This is a genomic window from Bradyrhizobium sp. Leo114 (genome assembly GCF_055229415.2).
This window is the reverse complement of record NZ_JBUYEN020000034.1, coordinates 1-14,640: the sequence shown is the minus strand read 5'-3', so window position 1 is coordinate 14,640 and position 14,640 is coordinate 1. Positions and strand designations below refer to the sequence as shown.

Annotated in this window: 23 protein-coding genes and 2 pseudogenes; 14 read left to right on the top strand and 11 right to left on the bottom strand. The window is 59.5% G+C overall.

Going from position 1 to position 14,640, the window contains the following annotated elements:
- Window positions 1-80: 80 nt before the first annotated feature.
- Window positions 81-260 carry a hypothetical protein gene (locus tag ACZIRK_RS32030; RefSeq protein WP_130226154.1) on the top strand — a complete coding sequence of 60 codons (180 nt, stop codon included), beginning with the start codon at window positions 81-83 and terminating at the stop codon, window positions 258-260.
- Between the two features lie 533 nt (window positions 261-793).
- Complete coding sequence (locus ACZIRK_RS32025; protein ID WP_130226155.1) at window positions 794-1,018, top strand: hypothetical protein; 225 nt, start codon at window positions 794-796, stop codon at window positions 1,016-1,018.
- A 322-nt stretch (window positions 1,019-1,340) separates the two neighbouring features.
- Here ACZIRK_RS32025 and ACZIRK_RS32020 read toward each other — a convergent pair whose 3' ends face one another.
- From ACZIRK_RS32020 to ACZIRK_RS32005, 4 genes and pseudogenes are all read right to left on the bottom strand, one after another.
- Window positions 1,341-1,721, bottom strand: coding sequence for an NUDIX hydrolase (locus ACZIRK_RS32020; RefSeq protein WP_130226156.1), 381 nt, complete (start codon window positions 1,719-1,721; stop codon window positions 1,341-1,343).
- Between the two features lie 200 nt (window positions 1,722-1,921).
- The gene (locus tag ACZIRK_RS32015) at window positions 1,922-2,182 is read right to left on the bottom strand and encodes a DUF768 domain-containing protein (RefSeq protein WP_028168930.1); all 261 of its coding nucleotides are present in this window, start codon (window positions 2,180-2,182) and stop codon (window positions 1,922-1,924) included.
- Window positions 2,179-2,839 (bottom strand): annotated as a pseudogene (locus ACZIRK_RS32010) (SOS response-associated peptidase). The gene ACZIRK_RS32015 and the pseudogene ACZIRK_RS32010 overlap by 4 nt, the downstream one beginning before the upstream one ends.
- Before the next feature lie 328 nt (window positions 2,840-3,167).
- A complete protein-coding gene (locus ACZIRK_RS32005) occupies window positions 3,168-3,581 on the bottom strand; it encodes a hypothetical protein (RefSeq protein WP_130226157.1) in 414 nt (137 codons plus the stop codon).
- Window positions 3,582-4,090: 509 nt separating this feature from the next.
- On the opposite strand from ACZIRK_RS32005, the gene ACZIRK_RS32000 reads away from it, so the two are divergent.
- From ACZIRK_RS32000 to ACZIRK_RS31985, 4 genes are all read left to right on the top strand, one after another.
- The gene (locus ACZIRK_RS32000; protein WP_080664150.1) at window positions 4,091-4,318 is read left to right on the top strand and encodes a hypothetical protein; all 228 of its coding nucleotides are present in this window, start codon (window positions 4,091-4,093) and stop codon (window positions 4,316-4,318) included.
- Window positions 4,319-4,552: 234 nt separating this feature from the next.
- Window positions 4,553-5,479 carry a non-homologous end joining protein Ku gene (gene ku, locus ACZIRK_RS31995; RefSeq protein WP_130231612.1) on the top strand — a complete coding sequence of 309 codons (927 nt, stop codon included), beginning with the start codon at window positions 4,553-4,555 and terminating at the stop codon, window positions 5,477-5,479.
- A 20-nt stretch (window positions 5,480-5,499) separates the two neighbouring features.
- A complete protein-coding gene (locus ACZIRK_RS31990; protein WP_130231614.1) occupies window positions 5,500-5,721 on the top strand; it encodes a hypothetical protein in 222 nt (73 codons plus the stop codon).
- Window positions 5,722-6,002: 281 nt separating this feature from the next.
- Window positions 6,003-6,236 (top strand): hypothetical protein, encoded by a 234-nt coding sequence (locus tag ACZIRK_RS31985; protein WP_130231616.1) that lies wholly within the window; start codon window positions 6,003-6,005, stop codon window positions 6,234-6,236.
- Between the two features lie 43 nt (window positions 6,237-6,279).
- Here ACZIRK_RS31985 and ACZIRK_RS31980 read toward each other — a convergent pair.
- Both ACZIRK_RS31980 and ACZIRK_RS31975 read right to left on the bottom strand, forming a co-directional pair.
- Window positions 6,280-6,545: pseudogene (locus tag ACZIRK_RS31980) on the bottom strand (hypothetical protein).
- A 148-nt stretch (window positions 6,546-6,693) separates the two neighbouring features.
- Complete coding sequence (locus tag ACZIRK_RS31975) at window positions 6,694-6,888, bottom strand: DUF3072 domain-containing protein (RefSeq protein ID WP_130231618.1); 195 nt, start codon at window positions 6,886-6,888, stop codon at window positions 6,694-6,696.
- 97 nt (window positions 6,889-6,985) lie between these two features.
- Here ACZIRK_RS31975 and ACZIRK_RS31970 point away from each other — a divergent pair, with 97 nt between their 5' ends.
- Both ACZIRK_RS31970 and ACZIRK_RS31965 read left to right on the top strand, forming a co-directional pair.
- Window positions 6,986-7,219, top strand: a complete 234-nt coding sequence (locus tag ACZIRK_RS31970; RefSeq protein WP_474418817.1) for a hypothetical protein — start codon at window positions 6,986-6,988, stop codon at window positions 7,217-7,219.
- Window positions 7,213-7,437 (top strand): hypothetical protein, encoded by a 225-nt coding sequence (locus ACZIRK_RS31965; RefSeq protein WP_130231620.1) that lies wholly within the window; start codon window positions 7,213-7,215, stop codon window positions 7,435-7,437. The genes ACZIRK_RS31970 and ACZIRK_RS31965 overlap by 7 nt, the downstream gene beginning before the upstream one ends.
- 25 nt (window positions 7,438-7,462) lie before the next feature.
- Here ACZIRK_RS31965 and ACZIRK_RS31960 read toward each other — a convergent pair whose 3' ends face one another.
- A complete protein-coding gene (locus ACZIRK_RS31960; protein ID WP_349645144.1) occupies window positions 7,463-7,681 on the bottom strand; it encodes a hypothetical protein in 219 nt (72 codons plus the stop codon).
- A 1,317-nt stretch (window positions 7,682-8,998) separates the two neighbouring features.
- Between ACZIRK_RS31960 and ACZIRK_RS31955 the strand changes: the two genes are divergently transcribed.
- Complete coding sequence (locus tag ACZIRK_RS31955; RefSeq protein ID WP_474418816.1) at window positions 8,999-9,202, top strand: cold-shock protein; 204 nt, start codon at window positions 8,999-9,001, stop codon at window positions 9,200-9,202.
- Window positions 9,203-10,274: 1,072 nt separating this feature from the next.
- A complete protein-coding gene (locus ACZIRK_RS31950; RefSeq protein ID WP_474418815.1) occupies window positions 10,275-10,538 on the top strand; it encodes a hypothetical protein in 264 nt (87 codons plus the stop codon).
- A gap of 16 nt (window positions 10,539-10,554) precedes the next feature.
- On the opposite strand, the gene ACZIRK_RS31945 is transcribed toward ACZIRK_RS31950, so the two are convergent.
- Genes ACZIRK_RS31945 through ACZIRK_RS31935 form a run of 3 tightly spaced genes read right to left on the bottom strand, consistent with a single transcriptional unit; the run spans window position 10,555 to window position 11,504 of the window.
- Entirely contained in the window at window positions 10,555-10,698 is a 144-nt protein-coding gene (locus ACZIRK_RS31945; protein ID WP_165435677.1) for a hypothetical protein, read from the bottom strand.
- The gene (locus tag ACZIRK_RS31940) at window positions 10,679-11,023 is read right to left on the bottom strand and encodes an integrase core domain-containing protein (RefSeq protein WP_474418814.1); all 345 of its coding nucleotides are present in this window, start codon (window positions 11,021-11,023) and stop codon (window positions 10,679-10,681) included. The genes ACZIRK_RS31945 and ACZIRK_RS31940 overlap by 20 nt, the downstream gene beginning before the upstream one ends.
- The gene (locus ACZIRK_RS31935) at window positions 10,938-11,504 is read right to left on the bottom strand and encodes a hypothetical protein (RefSeq protein ID WP_474418813.1); all 567 of its coding nucleotides are present in this window, start codon (window positions 11,502-11,504) and stop codon (window positions 10,938-10,940) included. Before ACZIRK_RS31935 ends, ACZIRK_RS31940 begins: the two co-directional genes overlap by 86 nt.
- 586 nt (window positions 11,505-12,090) lie before the next feature.
- On the opposite strand from ACZIRK_RS31935, the gene ACZIRK_RS31930 reads away from it, so the two are divergent.
- From ACZIRK_RS31930 to ACZIRK_RS31920, 3 genes are all read left to right on the top strand, one after another.
- Window positions 12,091-12,345, top strand: a complete 255-nt coding sequence (locus ACZIRK_RS31930; RefSeq protein WP_130226832.1) for a FitA-like ribbon-helix-helix domain-containing protein — start codon at window positions 12,091-12,093, stop codon at window positions 12,343-12,345.
- Window positions 12,342-12,764 (top strand): type II toxin-antitoxin system VapC family toxin, encoded by a 423-nt coding sequence (locus tag ACZIRK_RS31925; protein ID WP_130226796.1) that lies wholly within the window; start codon window positions 12,342-12,344, stop codon window positions 12,762-12,764. The genes ACZIRK_RS31930 and ACZIRK_RS31925 overlap by 4 nt, the downstream gene beginning before the upstream one ends.
- A 70-nt stretch (window positions 12,765-12,834) precedes the next feature.
- A complete protein-coding gene (locus ACZIRK_RS31920) occupies window positions 12,835-13,029 on the top strand; it encodes a hypothetical protein (protein ID WP_130226797.1) in 195 nt (64 codons plus the stop codon).
- A 45-nt stretch (window positions 13,030-13,074) separates the two neighbouring features.
- Here ACZIRK_RS31920 and ACZIRK_RS31915 read toward each other — a convergent pair whose 3' ends face one another.
- Window positions 13,075-13,548, bottom strand: coding sequence for a TRAP transporter small permease (locus tag ACZIRK_RS31915; RefSeq protein ID WP_474418833.1), 474 nt, complete (start codon window positions 13,546-13,548; stop codon window positions 13,075-13,077).
- A 254-nt stretch (window positions 13,549-13,802) separates the two neighbouring features.
- On the opposite strand from ACZIRK_RS31915, the gene ACZIRK_RS31910 reads away from it, so the two are divergent.
- Window positions 13,803-14,219 (top strand): hypothetical protein, encoded by a 417-nt coding sequence (locus ACZIRK_RS31910; protein ID WP_474418812.1) that lies wholly within the window; start codon window positions 13,803-13,805, stop codon window positions 14,217-14,219.
- Window positions 14,220-14,640: the final 421 nt, after the last annotated feature.

The following is a 14,640-nucleotide window of genomic DNA, read 5'->3' as shown; positions in this document are numbered from 1 at the left end:
CGCACCCAGCCAAGCGAGAGTTCGGGGCGGCCCCGGTACTTAGAGCGTGCTATCATGGCGCCTCACAGGAGGGAGTCGCGATGTCAGCTTCAAAGAAACCGCTAAAACCCGATGATTTTCCAGTGCATGCCGAAGGCAAAAAGATCAAGAAACAGGACGGCACGCCGATCGCGACCACTGAAGATTTACCGATCGCCGATGACGTGGCGGAGCGCCTCAATGAGGACGAAGCCCGCCGCGAAGAAGATAAGTGGGCCTGATCGTCGATGGACATGGGGGTGGTGTCCGTATTTAACCACTTGGTGTCCTAAGTTGAATTTGGCAGTGTCCTAGTTACATGCGAATGCCGTCGGCATCGCGTATGGAATCTGGATGGTACACGCTATTTGAGCGAGCAAATGTCACCATCGTCGAATCGCGACTTCTGCGATTGGAGCTTCAGCGACGCCGCTTCGAATATGAACAGATGCGCCAGCGGCTGCGGAAACGGACGCTGGAGCTAGCGAGATTAAATGCTCAAGTCAGAAATAGCGTAGCCCGCAGTTCTCCGGCCGTGAACATGTTCCGGCGGGACACTTGAGCTAGATCAATGGTCGGCGACCAGATCGCCCCAGGCTCAAACATGGACCGCGATGTTCTCTATTTCAGATTATCCTTGGTCGGCGCGAAGAAGACAAGTTGTCAGCCTGACTGTCTGACCTAGTCAGCGCATTAATTCCGTCCTTTGAAACTCGTATCTCGCTTTAGCGTTTGGGGTCAGGTGGCTGGGGCAATAACAAGAGGAGGAAATCAAATGGCCGATCAGAACTTAGACGTCCGCGGCATAGTCAAAGAACAAGAGAGTCGCGCGGCTGCCAGTGCCTCCCTCGGCTTCAACGCTGTAAAGCCACTCGTTGAGTTCCAAGCGTCGATGATGCGGCTGTTTGCCGAGAATGTTGATCAGGCGGCGAGCAACTATGAAAAGAGCTTCGAAGCCGTCAGCAAGCTCGTTGAGCGTTCGAGACGCGAGGCAGCGTAGAGTTTGATGGAAAAGAAAACGCCCGGCACCTCTCCGGAGAAGCTGCCCTAGGCGCGGCGTAGCTCGCCTGATTGGGGCATTAATTGCATAGCTTTCCTGGTCCGGGTTCGTTCAAGGGGCGCCGTACCGCGCTCAAAGCGAAACGCCTTGAGCCAGCCGCGCCCGATTGCGAGCTTGAGCTGGCGCCATATTCGGACGGCTTGGCCTTCTCGTGATCCATGAATGGGTAGTTGATCTTGTCGATGTGGATGCGGCCGTCCTGCAAGGGGTTCGACGGCGCGAGCGAGTTCCAGTAGCCGGCGAGCGGCGTATTTCATGCGCGTTACTTTCCGGGGAAGAGCTTGTCTCGAATGTAGCGGGAGGTGGGCGTCAACCGAATGCCCCGGGGCTTGCGCCAGACGGCGCGGTCGATTTCATTCTTGTCTCCGATGACCAAGGGACCCTTCGCTTTCTCCGCGATGAAGATGGCGCCGCTCACCTTACGGCCCGAGCGCTTGTTCTTTGCTTTGATCTCCTTCCAGAGTCGCACCCTGCCCAACCTGAGCCGGGGAAGTTCTTCCTCGATCTCCCGCCGAAGGCATTCCGTTTCCGTTTCTCGCGGCCGCTTACGTCCGCCAGGAAACATCCATAAGCCATCGCGCCGGCGACGCACCAAGAGTACTTTGCCGCGCCTAGCGGCAACGAGCTTGGCAGATTTCGACAAGTAGAAAAATCTCCGCGCATGAAGTAAGCGCTAGAATCGCGCAAGAATACCGTTTGGCCGCTATAGCGACAATGAGGGCGCTGGTCGGACATTCTGTCGCTCAACAAAAATGGTGCGCAGCGTCGCATCACAGGCCATCTTCGCTCGTCGGGCCTGTTCCCGGGGCCCGGCACTGCGAGAGCGCCGCAGGGGCCCCAGCACTATCCGCTTGAGCTGGGGCCTTTCTCGCGCTGCTGCCATTCGGCTTCGACCTTGTTGGCGGCTTCAAGCTTGCGACCGATAAACTCCGCCAGGTTGCCGATCTCGGCATTGATGTCCTGTTCCGAGATGCCCTGGTCTTCTGCCATCTCGAGACAGCGCCGCGTGAGTTCCGTGACGTCTTGCGAAGCGCCGTGCGCACCATCGCCGGCGTGAACGCTGTTCTCGATCCAGAATTCGATAAACTCCCGCGCCTTAGTCATGCGGCTTGTCTATCCTCTTTATCGGGGCCGCGCAGCACGATCTTCAGGGCGTCGTCGGAGCGGCCGCTGGAGCGCCTTGGCTTCATCCCACGGCGCGCGCAGCCACACGTCGCGCTCCTCGTCCGTCGTCAGGATCACCGGCATCGCCTTGTCATGGATCGGTTCTACGACCGCGTTCGCTTCGGTGGTCAGGAAGCCGTAGACCAGGTGAGGTCCGGGGATCGGCTTCGACTTGGTGCCGCGGTCGCCCTTGAACTCCGTCCAGATCCCGGCAAAGGCCGTGAGCGGCCGGTCATCACCGAGCGCGAACCAGACCACGTCCTTTTTCTTCGTGGCCGGGTTCGGCTCTGGTGCGTATTCGGCGAAGCTGTTGAAAGGGACCAGGCAACGGTTTTCCGGATTGAGCCAGGCGCGCCAGTATTTCGAAGGGGTATTGCGGATGTTCGTTACTGGTCCTCCGGGTTTTTGCGGTGGCGGCGGCATGCCCCAGCGCATCAGCACCAGCTCGCGGCCGTCGCCGGCGTTGCGCACCACGGGGGCCGGATAATCAGGAAACACGCCCGGCATCGGCGGCAGGTTGCCGACGTAGCGGTTGATCACGCGAAAAAGCGCGCGGATCGCTTCCTGGTTGGTGGTGATGCTGTAGAGGTTGCACATTACGAACTTGCTGCGCTGATCATGGTGATAGGCGGTAATGCCATCAGCGCCATACCCGAAAATAGAAGCATCCCACTATCCCAAGCAGGCCAAGGAAAAGCATCCCGAGATACGTCCCAAATTCCCATACAAATCGCCCCGGTTCAGCAGTGTAAGACAATGGACGATGTAAGCCCGCATGCATCGCGAGTTGGCCCGTCTGATGCCAGCCATACAGTTCGTAGCCTCCTACACAGATAAGAGCCGCGCAAAATATCAACAGACCAATGGTCCGGAACATTTCCTTCGTCACGCGCTTGCTCCGCCCCGCAGCTAGAAACCAAAACCTTCAGCGTTCGCCCGGCCACCACGTCGAGGGCGGATCACTTGCAGATATCTTCCTCGGCCGCAACGCGACCAGGTGGCTTCGCTTGTAGGGATAGCCGCGCTCCTCCGAGCACAGCTTGCAGCGCATGTAGCGTTCGAGTTCGTGGATGGGAGTGGTCTTTCGCCGCCGGACGATATCCAGCGCCACCGTCTGGTGCGTGTTGCAGCCCAGGCATTTGACCTCGAGGTACAGGTAGCCGGCATTGATCGCGTCCCCGAGCGTCGGGGAGGGCTGGGCAGGGCCCTGGAAGGCGAGCATGCGCTTATTCCAGGCCTCACAGGCGAGCTTGTCGGCCTGCCTGCGGGCTTCTGCCGCGCGCTCCGCTGAGGCGCGTACAGAGGCGCCGTAGATGCTCTCTCGGGACTTCGTACCCATGCCTCAGCATTGCGCCCGCGCGGCGCCAGAGCAAGCCGCTAGGGCCTGTGGATTGACGCGGAAATGGGCTACGGGCCCGAACTCCCAAAGAAGCAGCTCGGCCCCCGGGGGTAGAGGCCACCCAGACAAGTGACGCAACAAAGCTTGGCACCCTTAACATGTGTGATTGTACCAGCAGATCGCGACGACAAGTCGCTACTAGGTTTGGCGCTAGCGTCGATTTGGGAAGAAGCGATGATCAGCGAGGAGTTTAACAAGAAGACTCTAGGCGCGACGGATTTGGCGCTAGAGCGGGCAATGAGCGCCCCGCAATGAGGTGGAGTGCAAGCGCTTCAAGGCCCGGCCGAGCCTAAACTTCCCAGGGTTCTTCCCGGACAGGTGCTGATCCTCTGCCTCATCGCCTCGTCGGGCGTCAGCCTCTCGGCAGATTGCGCTGAGTATCGGCATGTCCGTCCAGGAACCGCGGACGCCGAGCTACGTTTCGTCCCCATCAACATAGGGAGAACGTTATGCGTTCGGCTGTCCTGGTTCTGGCCATTTTGCTGGCCGAGACTGCACTATCTTTTGCACAGGGCCACATGGGCACCCCACAAGAACAACAGGCCTGCCGGCGAGATGCGCAGCGCTTTTGCAGAAAGCAATTGGACAATGATTTTGCGGTACAACAATGCTTGCAGCAGAACAGGACCAGGCTGAGCAAAAGCTGCCAAAAGGTATTTGCCAGCCACGGGATGTGATATCTTCTTGCTCGGCTGGTCGCGCGATGATGCAGCTCGCTGCGTCGCGAAGAACGACCGGGCGCCGACTCTGGAGATGCCATCGACGCGTCGAGCCTTAAGGTACGCCGCAGTTTTCCTGAAGCCAGCCAGCGGTTTTAAAAGTAAAATGAAGCGGCAAGGGCGGGAATTGTCGGAACAAGCCTTCCTTGATCGTCTTGAATCCAGTCGCATCGAAACCGGAATACTGCGTACATGGCTCCCCGCGCCAACTGGAAAGGCTTCCTGCGTCTGTCACTCGTGACTTGTCCGGTGGCGCTGTACCCGGCCACATCCGAGAGCGAGAAGATCTCGTTCAACCAGCTCAATCGAAAGACCGGCCACCGCATCAGGTATCTGAAGGTCGACGCCGACACCGGCGAGGAGGTCGCCAACGAGGACATCGTCAAGGGCTACATGCTTGATAAGGACACTTTCATCGAAGTGTCGAAGGAAGAGCTCGAAGAAGTGGCGCTGGAATCGACCCGCACGATTGATATCGACGAGTTCGTCGATCGTGAGCAGATTGACCCGCGATATCTGATCCGCCCTTACTATCTTCGGCCAGACGGCAAGGTCGGTCACGACGCATTTGCGGTGATCCGCGAGACCATCCGGGAAATGAACAAGGTTGCGATCGGGCGGGTGGTGCTAACGAACCGCGAGCACATCATCGCGCTCGAGCCCGTCGACAAAGGCCTGGTCGGGACGCTGCTGCGTTACCCGTACGAAGTCCGCTCCGAGGACGAATATTTCGACGAGATCCAGGACGTCAAGGTCACGAAAGACATGCTCGATCTAGCCAAGCATATCGTGAACCAGAAGTCGGGGCGATTCGAGCCCGACAAGTTCGAGGACCAGTACGAGACGGCCTTGATCGACCTTATCAACCAGAAGCGAGCCGGCAAGCCGATCACCCCCAAGGAGCGACCGCGCGGAGAGAACGTTGTCGATCTGATGGAGGCGCTGCGGCGGAGCGTCGGCAAAGAAGTGGAGCCGGCGAAGGTCGCCAAGCCGGCCAAGAAGCCGCGAAAGGCGACGGCCGGCCAGAAGGAAATGCTGATGCCAATCCAAGGCAAGAAACAGGCGAAGGAGACGGCTGCGAAGAAGCCGGCGAGCAGGCAACAGCGACAGTCGGCCTGACGCCAGAGGAGGAGAGCCTTATGGACATGAAAGATGCCTCGGCAATGACGGAAGCTTCCGGACTGATCAACGAGGACGGCGTCGAGCAGATTTCGGAAGCGCACCGGCGACCGCCTCAGTCGCCTTCACAGGATGCCGCGATGCGCTGGGCCGATCGGCTGCGCGAGATCACCGTGAAGGCTCCGTTGCAGTCGCTCTTCGCTGCCTTTCTGCTTGGGGTCTGGGTCGCTCGCCGGCGCTAGGAGCTCCGCGAACGGCGCGAAAAGGCGACGGCAAAAGCGCAGGCGGCGCTGGACAAGGCCGAGCGCGAGCATGCGAAAAAGGCCGCGGCTATTCAGGTTGAGGTCGAGGCTATCGGGAAGCGAGCGCGGGCCGAGGACGACCGGTGGGAAAAGGAAAGAGAACGGCTGCAAGCCGCCCTGCGGCGCGCGCAGGATTAGCCGGCAAGAGCCATTCGCTTCTCCGGAACGGAGTTCGACCGGATCGCGTTGACTGCTCGATCTTCATGACCGGAGGAACGCACATGAGATGGATTTCGGCGGCAGCTTGCGTGGCCGCAATTTCGCTTGCTTTCGCGCCCGCGGCGGACGCGAAGGGCTGCATCAAGGGTGCTATCGTCGGCGGCGTCGCCGGCCATATGGTGGGACACGGCAAGCTGGGCGCCGCGGCCGGGTGTGTCGTCGGCCATCACGAGGCGAACAAGAAAAACCCGAACAACGCGAACGCTCAGCAGCAGGCGCCTTCGGGGCAAAGGTGAGAACGGCGACGATGGCGGAGGGCTAAGGTTTCGCCGGAGGGCATCAGGCCTCGGGCGGGCACCCCGGGCAGGTGTCGCCGATCGAGTCCAGCACTTCGGCGAGCGCGACGGCGGCCGCCTGAGACGAGACGCCAAGCGGCGGGTACTGGCGGGCGATGTCGAAGGCGCGATCGCGGGCATGCGGTCGGCGCGGTCCTGCATCCACCCGTGCTCTTCGCATTCGCGGATCGCGCCCGCTTCTTGCAGCACGGAGATGGCCCATCCTCGCAGCGTCCGGATCGTCGCGCGCCGTTCCCTGGTCATCAGCATTTGGAAGGCTCCTGGTGCGCGAAACGAATCCGCCAGCTCAACTTGCGTTCCGGCGAGCTAGCACAGGGCAGGGATTCGCAAACGCGGGAGCAGTTGCTTTTCCACCGCGAGATCGGTGCGGAACGGCGGCCGCTGACGGGAGGGCAGGCTATTTCCCCAACCCAACCTTCTTCCGCAGCTTCTCGATCAGCTCGGACGCCTCTGCCTTCGTGAGTTCCTTCTCTCCAGGGACGGGCTCGTGCGCCTGCTCCGCAAGGGTTTTGAGGTACGACGCTTGGGCGCCCGTCATCGGATCATGTCCTGAAACCCACTCATTCGGGTCCTTTTCCGTGTTGTCGGCCATGATGAACCTCCAAAAAATCTGGCTCCGGTCCCAACTTGTAACTTGAAAGAATGTTCCCGTTTCGTTCTAGTAATGAGCTCCACGAAGAGGGGCCTCCATGCCGGATCTCGAGTTCGTCCGTCGGCAAATCGAATACATGCGCGTCCAGGTCGGGCGTCAGCGAAACGACATTTTGAAGCTACAACGGGCAGGGATCTGTACCGCGTCTGCCGAAATCCTCCTGCAGCGGATGCTCGCGAAGATCGAAGGGCTTTGCGCCGAGCGCGACAGGCTCAGGAAGGAGTTGCCAGGGCCGACCGCCGGCAAGGTGTTAGGAGGCCGGAAGTGGTGAACTACTTCTCTGACAGTCCGGAGCAACCTCCCTTCTTCAAGGCCCTTGCGGAGGTGCGTCAGTTGGCGACGCGGGAAGGGTGGTGCTTTCACCACGTCCAGGCAATCATTGTTGCTATCGACCAATATGCCGAAGCGGCCACGGGCAATCGGTTGTTCTTTTTGAACCGGCGGCATTCAATCGGTGGCGGCCGGACGCGCGGAGATGATGTTCCCTAGAGGCGCCGGCTACGACAGCATGAATTCAGTGAGCGAACTGCTTCGGCAGGACCATCACGATGTTGACCTCGCGCTTCAAGATCTTAGAAGCCGTGATCTGGATGTGAAGTGAGAAGTTGTCCTCCACCTCGGTCGCGATCTCCTCATCCTTCGCGTAGACGAATAGGATGTCGCCGTCGAGCTCATCGAAGTGAATGCCCGCGAACAGCCGGTCAAACGTGTTCGCGCCTACGATCAGCGCCATGCGGGCTTGTATTGCCTGGTCTTGGACTTCTGTCAGGTTCATGCACTGAAGATAGAGTCCATCGGGTCGATTACAAGGACGAGTGAGCGCGCGGTGCGCTAAAGGCTCGCGCAGTTCGCCTGATCGCTTTAGCGGTCTGGCGAGCGCTCTCGATCCTGATCACACGGTTGGTGACAATCGGCAACAATGTCTTCGGGGGTGATTTGCGGGGGAGGGCGATGCGCGGGCCGATTTCCGATAACCGTCAGCCCTACGACGATGATTAGGATGTCGGTTGTTAACCAGTCCGGTATTCGCTTCGCAGGTTCAGCCATGGCTTGACCCTCCGCTACCGGCACTCTCCGACATGCCCGAGCGAGGCGATGTGAGCTGCCTCACGAAGGGTGGGAAAAAGTGGCAATTAGCTTTGAAGCATAGGGAGCGGAGCGGCTGCTTTCCCGCCGCTCTCTCAACGATGCGCCGCCGGGCTCGGGATGCGCTCTCCAGCGCGAGGGCCAGCAGCCCGGCACGGAGAGCCGGTCGACCTGCTTGGGGTAGTGCGCGCACGGTTGGTGCTGGTTCCTACTTCGCCTCCCGTAGTTATCCCGTGGTGACTCAGGTTGATTCTAGGATTGTCATGTGTGCTGGTTCGGTGGCGCGGGCGCAGATACTTTGCTCCGCAAATCACCGACCAGGGGAGGAGGCCGCCATGCTTGCGGAGAAGTTCTTTCTGGTTTTGGAGACCCTCAAAAGTCGGGCTTCAGACGGAAGCGTGCGCGTTGTCAGCACGACGCCACGAGTCCCTATAAGGCTTCCAACCAAGACAACCGATAAGCAGGTCGCCTCGCGCTGAAGATCTTTGGTTCTCTCGTCTCCGTCGGGTCGCTCGCGCTGCCCTCGATGGGTTCAAAATTGCGCCGCCGGGCTAGAAATAGCGTCCCGGCGGCGTTCATCTCACTGGTGCCCTGAAATACCAATACCGTCATCCATTGGGGTTTGTGTATGAAATGGCACACACTCGATGGCCAAAAGGAAGCAGCCCGGCCCAGGGGACAAATCCGGACCGAGCTGCCTGGGGCGCTACGCACGTGGATCCTGCGTGCGACCATTCAACGTTTCCACAAATGGACTGTTCCGCGTGGCCTCGCTTGCCGTGCCGACGGGCAAGAAGAACTTCGTTCTCGGACGAAGAGACTACGGGGCCCAGAGCCGGAGAAAACCAGCTCGCCCCGGGCATGGACCGAGCTGTCAGGGGGCAGGGTGCAGGCGGCTTTTTCTTGCCCTGAACCGTCGGGCCGCACTAAATTACCGCCATTGGTTCAAAAATGGAGTGCCGGCGTGGCAACGGGTATTGTGAAGTGGTTCAATGCAACCAAAGGTTATGGATTTATTCAACCTGACAAGGGCGGCAAGGATGTCTTCGTCCACATCTCGGCCGTTGAAAAAGCGGGGCTGAGCGGTCTCAATGAGGGGACCAGGGTCAGCTACGAAGAGATGACCAACAGGGGCAAGACGTCCGCTGAAAATCTAAGAGTCGGATGAATTCAAAACCGCCAGTTCACGCTGGCGGGCCCCTTTCAGAGTGTGTTGGCGAACCTCAGCCGGCGCTAGTTGCAGGGCGTATTTATCCACGCGCCATCGTATGGCCTGTATCCACACCCAGGCGGACCGGGAAGCCGCCCAGAAGGGCCATTAGGGCGCGGACCGCGCGGAGGCGGAAGCTTGGTCGTTGCGCATGGAAGGCTACGGCGGGACCAGCCATCCCTGATGCCCGTCGGCTCCTAGCTGTTGGCTTGCGCTCGGCTGCGCCAGCTCTCATGACCCAGCAACGAGATTCACGATTAAGGCGATCGTCGGCAATGCCGCCAAGGCAAGTAGACCAACCGAAATAGGAAGATCGTCCGCGTGTCGAGAGTTCATGGGTCGGTTGTCCATGTAATGCTGGGGGCGGAAGTGGGGCAGAACCCGCTCGATAGAATGCGTAGACACTCAATTTCGCACGTTTGTGAGGAGTTAGATGTAGCCTAGATCACGTTCCGAAATGCGAGGTTGAGCTTCCCAGAGGCCGCGCCGGTTCTTCACCATTCCGTCCGCATGTATTCGCTGCGTTCGGATATCAAAATCGCGCCCGGGGCGACTCCAGGGCTTGTGGATTGACGTGGAAAGGCGCGGCGAGAGTGTCGCCACCCTCTCCGAAATTCATACCGACGGCACCCCCGCCGTTATGGCGAACGTATCAATGCACCCGGAATGATGGTCGTGCCGACCACTCTCGCGAGGCGCACACTGCTCCATGCCAGAACGTTGAGCACTCCAGTTCTGACAGCCGCTATATGGAAGCCAGGCGCTCCACCGGAGTAGCGAAATAGCAATTGGTGAACGCGACATTGGTCGTCGTGCCGGGACTTGCGAAGATGAAAACAGTGCGATCGCCGTTCCAGAAAATGCAGTTGTTGTAAGTTACAGTTCCCGAGAAATTATCAGCCCACTGCATACAATCTGAACTGACAAAGCCAGGTTGAGGCTCATTATCATTGTAGCACTTGAAGCTACAATTGGTGAAGTTGACCGTCGCGTTGTCTCCCAGGTACGGGTACGCTTGGAACGCGTCAGAGTGATCGCCGACCTTGGCGACACAATTAAAGAAGCACTGGTCCATATTCGTGATACCGCCGCCGTTCTGGCGGGGACCTTCACGCCAATCGATTCGGCACTGGACAAAGTTGCTTACAAGGGAGCCGCTCGATTGGATCGCAAAGCACGCATCACCATTCTTGTAATTGGGACTGTCGATCCAATGTTTGTTGGCTTGCGTACCAGACGAGAATGGACCGCTGGATCCTGGAACATTGCCGGCGAACCTCGCGTCGCTGAGTGACACCGGGATCGTGATTTCAGACGGTGGCGGCGCGGCCGCCGCTGATGGACGAATAACGCAGGGACCCGCAATAATCAGTCCCGAGGCTCTCTTTATAAATTTCCTGCGATCCATGTTTGGCCTTGCCTCCGGCTTGTACGTCATGACGCAGCGCGTCCAATCGCCATTTCCGCCCCGCAATCGTTGTGTGTACCGAAAACTTGAGCTCGGGCGTAGTGGTGATGAAGTCCGCCCAGGATGGGGCGTGAACTGATCGCACCGGTTCGCTGAACCGGGCGAGAAATCGGCGCGTCCTTGTCCAAGGATCGATGCGTTCTGACGTTATTGTAATAGTCGGCGTAGGATTGCAGAACCCGACGCAGATGCGCCTCGCCCAAAACAATGACGTGGTCCAAACACTCACGCCGGATCGATCCGATCAGCCGTTCGGCAAACCCATTCTGCCAAGGCGAGGCTGGTGCGGTAGGCTTGTCCCGGATGCCCATGGCGCGCAATCGGCCGGTCGCGATCGCGGATGAGGTAGTGCGGAGCCTCATCCCAAGGAAATGCCTCCGTGATTTGACGTGCAACCCATTCCGCCGTCGGATTTGCTGTGACGTTGATCCAGACGAGGTCGCTGCGGTCGAGCCGGACGATCACAAAAGCATAGAGCAGGTCGAAACCGATCGTTGGAACAACGAACAAGTCCATGGCGGCAATGTCCGGCGCGTGATTACGCGAGAAGATCCGCCATCCCTGGCTGGGTGGCCCGCGTCGCTTCACCATGTACTTGGCGACGCTGGACTGCGCGACCTCGAACCCGAGCTTGAGCAGTTCGCCGTGGATGCGTGGCGCGCCCCACAGCGGATTGTCGACGCTGATCCGCCGGATCAACGCGCGCAGCCTCGTGTCGATCGGCGGCCGCGCTCCGATCGGGCGCGACTTCCAACGCCAATAGCCGCGAAAGCCGGCCCGGTGCCAACGCACGACCGTCTCGGGCCGGATGATCGTGAGGACCTGCAAGATCGATGGAAACCAGCGATACAGCTGAATGAAGAACCAGCGATCATCGTTGCTGAGCCGGACGCGACCCCGCAGCTTACGCCTCAAAGACAATCAACTGATGTCTGAGCGCCGCATTCTCTGCTTCAAGTCGGCTCTTCGACTTGAGAGGCGAGGCCAAGACGGCCAGTACGAAACAAAGCAGCCCGATCATTCCGCCAGCTTAGGCGATTCCATTACATCATCAACTCGGATAAGGTTTTCGGTACACACAGGGGTCGAAAGCGTCGGCCCCGTGCTGAACTTCTGCACTGAACGGTTGCGCTCTACCGGCTCCGAAACTCGAAAGGACAACGAGTGGACGAGCAGGATGTCTGGGGTCCGGCTCAAGTGCACGAAAGAGGTGACGCCCTTTTTTGCCCGTGACGGCGACAACGCTGTTACCAGTCGAGATTGGGAACTCGCCAGTTTCAAGACCGATGCGGCGCAAGCGCCGCCCCGTCCGACTTGCAAAATGATAGCAAACTATATATATTGCTATCAATGCCATCGTCAATTTTGGGGTGCCATCGTGCCCGCTGTCACAATCCGAAACCTTTCCGAGGCGACCCACCGAGCTCTCAAGGTGCGCGCGGCCCATCATGGTCGCAGTACCGAGGCCGAGATGCGCGAAATCCTCGAAGCTGCCGTCCGTCCCGAACGCCGTGTCCGATTGGGTACCGCACTCACTGACCTCGGCCGCCGCATCGGGCTTACGAATGAGGACCTCGATGCCTTGACGCGCGGTCGCGAGAAGAAACCTGCCGAGCCGATGAGCTTTGAATGATCGTCCTCGATACGAATGTCGTCTCGGAGGCGATGAAACCGCAGCCGAATCCAGATGTCCTTCGTTGGCTGGATGAACAAGTCGCGGAAACCATCTACATATCGAGCGTCACCGTCGCCGAGTTGCTCTTCGGCATCAACGCGCTTGCACCCGGCAAGCGCAAGGACAGGTTGGCTGAGGCGCTTAACGGCCTGATGGAGTTGTTCGCGGACAGGATTTTGCCGTTCGATACTGACGCCGCACGCCAGTATGCTGATCTGGCAGTCAGGGCTCGCGCCGCAGGCAAGGGCTTCCCGACGCCCGATGGCTACATCGCAGCGATCGCTGCATCGCGAGACTTCATCGTGGCGACGCGCGACGCCAGCGCATTCGATGCAGCAGGCATCTCTGTCATCAATCCTTGGAACACAAGCGCCTGACCTCCATTCGCTCGGTGCTTACGTTCCCGGCGACGTCCGTGCCGGCGCGTCTATCGTCATGGCTGCGGGCATGGCTGGCGCAAACTGGGGCGGAGTGCGTGATCGTTATCTCGACCCTGTGAACCTCGCCGATCCAACGAAGCCTCTGGCTGGTCAGCCGGGCAAGGCGATGAAGAACTACAGGCAGGAGCTCGCCGGCTGGCTGAAGACCCGTTATGGGCAGGAAGACAGGAAGGCAGGAAGAGGAGAACCTCGCTTACTTTGATGCTCTCGCCCCTGAGCATCAGCGCATCTTCCTGCGCGAAGTCTATTACGCGGAGTTGCGTGAAGGCGGAAACTCCCAACACGCCAAGAGCCAGTCCCCCGCCCGAACTGCCTGAAAACAAAACGACCATGGCCAGACCACTGCCGAAAGCACCGCACCGTGACGAGGATCCGGATGGGAATTGAGGCTGCCTTGCCCAAGGCAAACACCGTCATTGCCGCTGCGCCGATGGTGACGGGATAGACGAACATCCACTGCGGGTAGCCGCCGGGACTTTCCTGGCCGCTCACCGCATAGCCGAGCCGAATGCTGAGCACCACAAGGCTCGCGGCCACCACAACTGTGATGAGGGTACCGACGCCTTGCCGTATTCGCCTCGATGCCGGTCAGTTGATCGCGCCGCAGTGCGGCCGCCGCGCCGACGAAGGTGACAGCGATCAGAAGGACGCGAGCGGCCTCTTCGGCCCATTCGATAGGTTCGTGGAGCGCATATCGGTAGAAGACCGAAAGCAGAACCACGATCACGTTCAAAGCCAAGACCAACGCGCCGAGCCCGTCGACGAGAACTGCTTCGGGCCGAGGCTGGCGAACCGTCGCGTGGGCGCCATAGTGGCTTGCGTCATGCCGAGTATATCGACATGTTCCAGGATGCGTCGACCGAAAAACGATCGTTCAGCTTGGAGCGCTAGGACAGGACCACAACTTTCTTCGTAACTCATTTTAATTGAGCGCTTCGTTCATGCATCGAGGGCTCAATAACAAACGACAGACTTTTGCGCGTTCTCGAGCTACGTTACGGCGCTAGGATTGAAACTATCGGCCCTACTGAAATCATCGTGCTGCCGGTCAGCTGGAGTCCACAGATGCCAGTCGATCACGTGCAATTCTGCGCCAAAAAGTACCTGAAAAACTCCTACGGCTTTCGATCAGCGGCCGTGCGGCCGGATCTTGTCGAGAAAGCAAACGGCTGGTTGACGGCTAACGCCACCGGCATAGGGGCCGTGCTCGGCGTGCAGACGATCGCAGAGGACTCCGATGAGATCGCCTTCATCGTCGGCGAGAATGGGCTGTTTCTGGCCGACATAGCCAGGGCGTGTCTTATTCATCGATTGTCGGGACCCGCGCCGAATACCAAGACAAGCAGGAATTCCGCGCGATTGACCTCGATCTGGACGACGGCTCCAGCGTGAAGCTCAAAGTCGAAAGTGGACATGGCAAGCTTCGCGATGCATTCGCCGTCTCGTCTTTCCTCGGGCATTTGCTCCAACGTTTGAAGCAGGATCACCCGGCCTACCGGCCGTACTCGGGTTGAGGGATACTAGACTAGCGCAGACGTGTGTTGGCCCCCGGATTCGTGAGGGAGACCCAACGGCGACAGCGGCGATCAATTTGAGGGACGCACTTTGCCCAGCAGGTACCGTTTCGCCTGTCAACGCGCCAGGGTGTGAAGCGGCGCCCAACATTGACCCCTCGTATTGCCTCATCTGAGGATGTTACTTTCGCTTGACGGATGTAGCGCCGACTGTCGGCCGGTCCGAGGTTGCGTCATTGCTCGCAGGATCGGAGGGACTGGGGACGTCGCGGAGTGCCCATCACACGCAGCGGCGGCCC

Excerpts from the sequence above, each read along its gene's own strand:
- ACZIRK_RS32030 (WP_130226154.1), top strand. The coding sequence starts at position 81 with ATGTCAGCTTCAAAGAAACCGCTAAAACCCGATGATTTTCCAGTGCAT.
- ACZIRK_RS32025 (WP_130226155.1), top strand. The coding sequence starts at position 794 with ATGGCCGATCAGAACTTAGACGTCCGCGGCATAGTCAAAGAACAAGAG.
- ACZIRK_RS32015 (WP_028168930.1), bottom strand. The coding sequence starts at position 2,182 with ATGACTAAGGCGCGGGAGTTTATCGAATTCTGGATCGAGAACAGCGTT.
- ACZIRK_RS32005 (WP_130226157.1), bottom strand. The coding sequence starts at position 3,581 with ATGGGTACGAAGTCCCGAGAGAGCATCTACGGCGCCTCTGTACGCGCC.
- ACZIRK_RS32000 (WP_080664150.1), top strand. The coding sequence starts at position 4,091 with ATGCGTTCGGCTGTCCTGGTTCTGGCCATTTTGCTGGCCGAGACTGCA.
- ku (WP_130231612.1), top strand. The coding sequence starts at position 4,553 with ATGGCTCCCCGCGCCAACTGGAAAGGCTTCCTGCGTCTGTCACTCGTG.
- ACZIRK_RS31990 (WP_130231614.1), top strand. The coding sequence starts at position 5,500 with ATGGACATGAAAGATGCCTCGGCAATGACGGAAGCTTCCGGACTGATC.
- ACZIRK_RS31985 (WP_130231616.1), top strand. The coding sequence starts at position 6,003 with ATGAGATGGATTTCGGCGGCAGCTTGCGTGGCCGCAATTTCGCTTGCT.
- ACZIRK_RS31975 (WP_130231618.1), bottom strand. The coding sequence starts at position 6,888 with ATGGCCGACAACACGGAAAAGGACCCGAATGAGTGGGTTTCAGGACAT.
- ACZIRK_RS31970 (WP_474418817.1), top strand. The coding sequence starts at position 6,986 with ATGCCGGATCTCGAGTTCGTCCGTCGGCAAATCGAATACATGCGCGTC.
- ACZIRK_RS31960 (WP_349645144.1), bottom strand. The coding sequence starts at position 7,681 with ATGGCGCTGATCGTAGGCGCGAACACGTTTGACCGGCTGTTCGCGGGC.
- ACZIRK_RS31940 (WP_474418814.1), bottom strand. The coding sequence starts at position 11,023 with ATGGGCATCCGGGACAAGCCTACCGCACCAGCCTCGCCTTGGCAGAAT.
- ACZIRK_RS31925 (WP_130226796.1), top strand. The coding sequence starts at position 12,342 with ATGATCGTCCTCGATACGAATGTCGTCTCGGAGGCGATGAAACCGCAG.
- ACZIRK_RS31920 (WP_130226797.1), top strand. The coding sequence starts at position 12,835 with ATGGCTGGCGCAAACTGGGGCGGAGTGCGTGATCGTTATCTCGACCCT.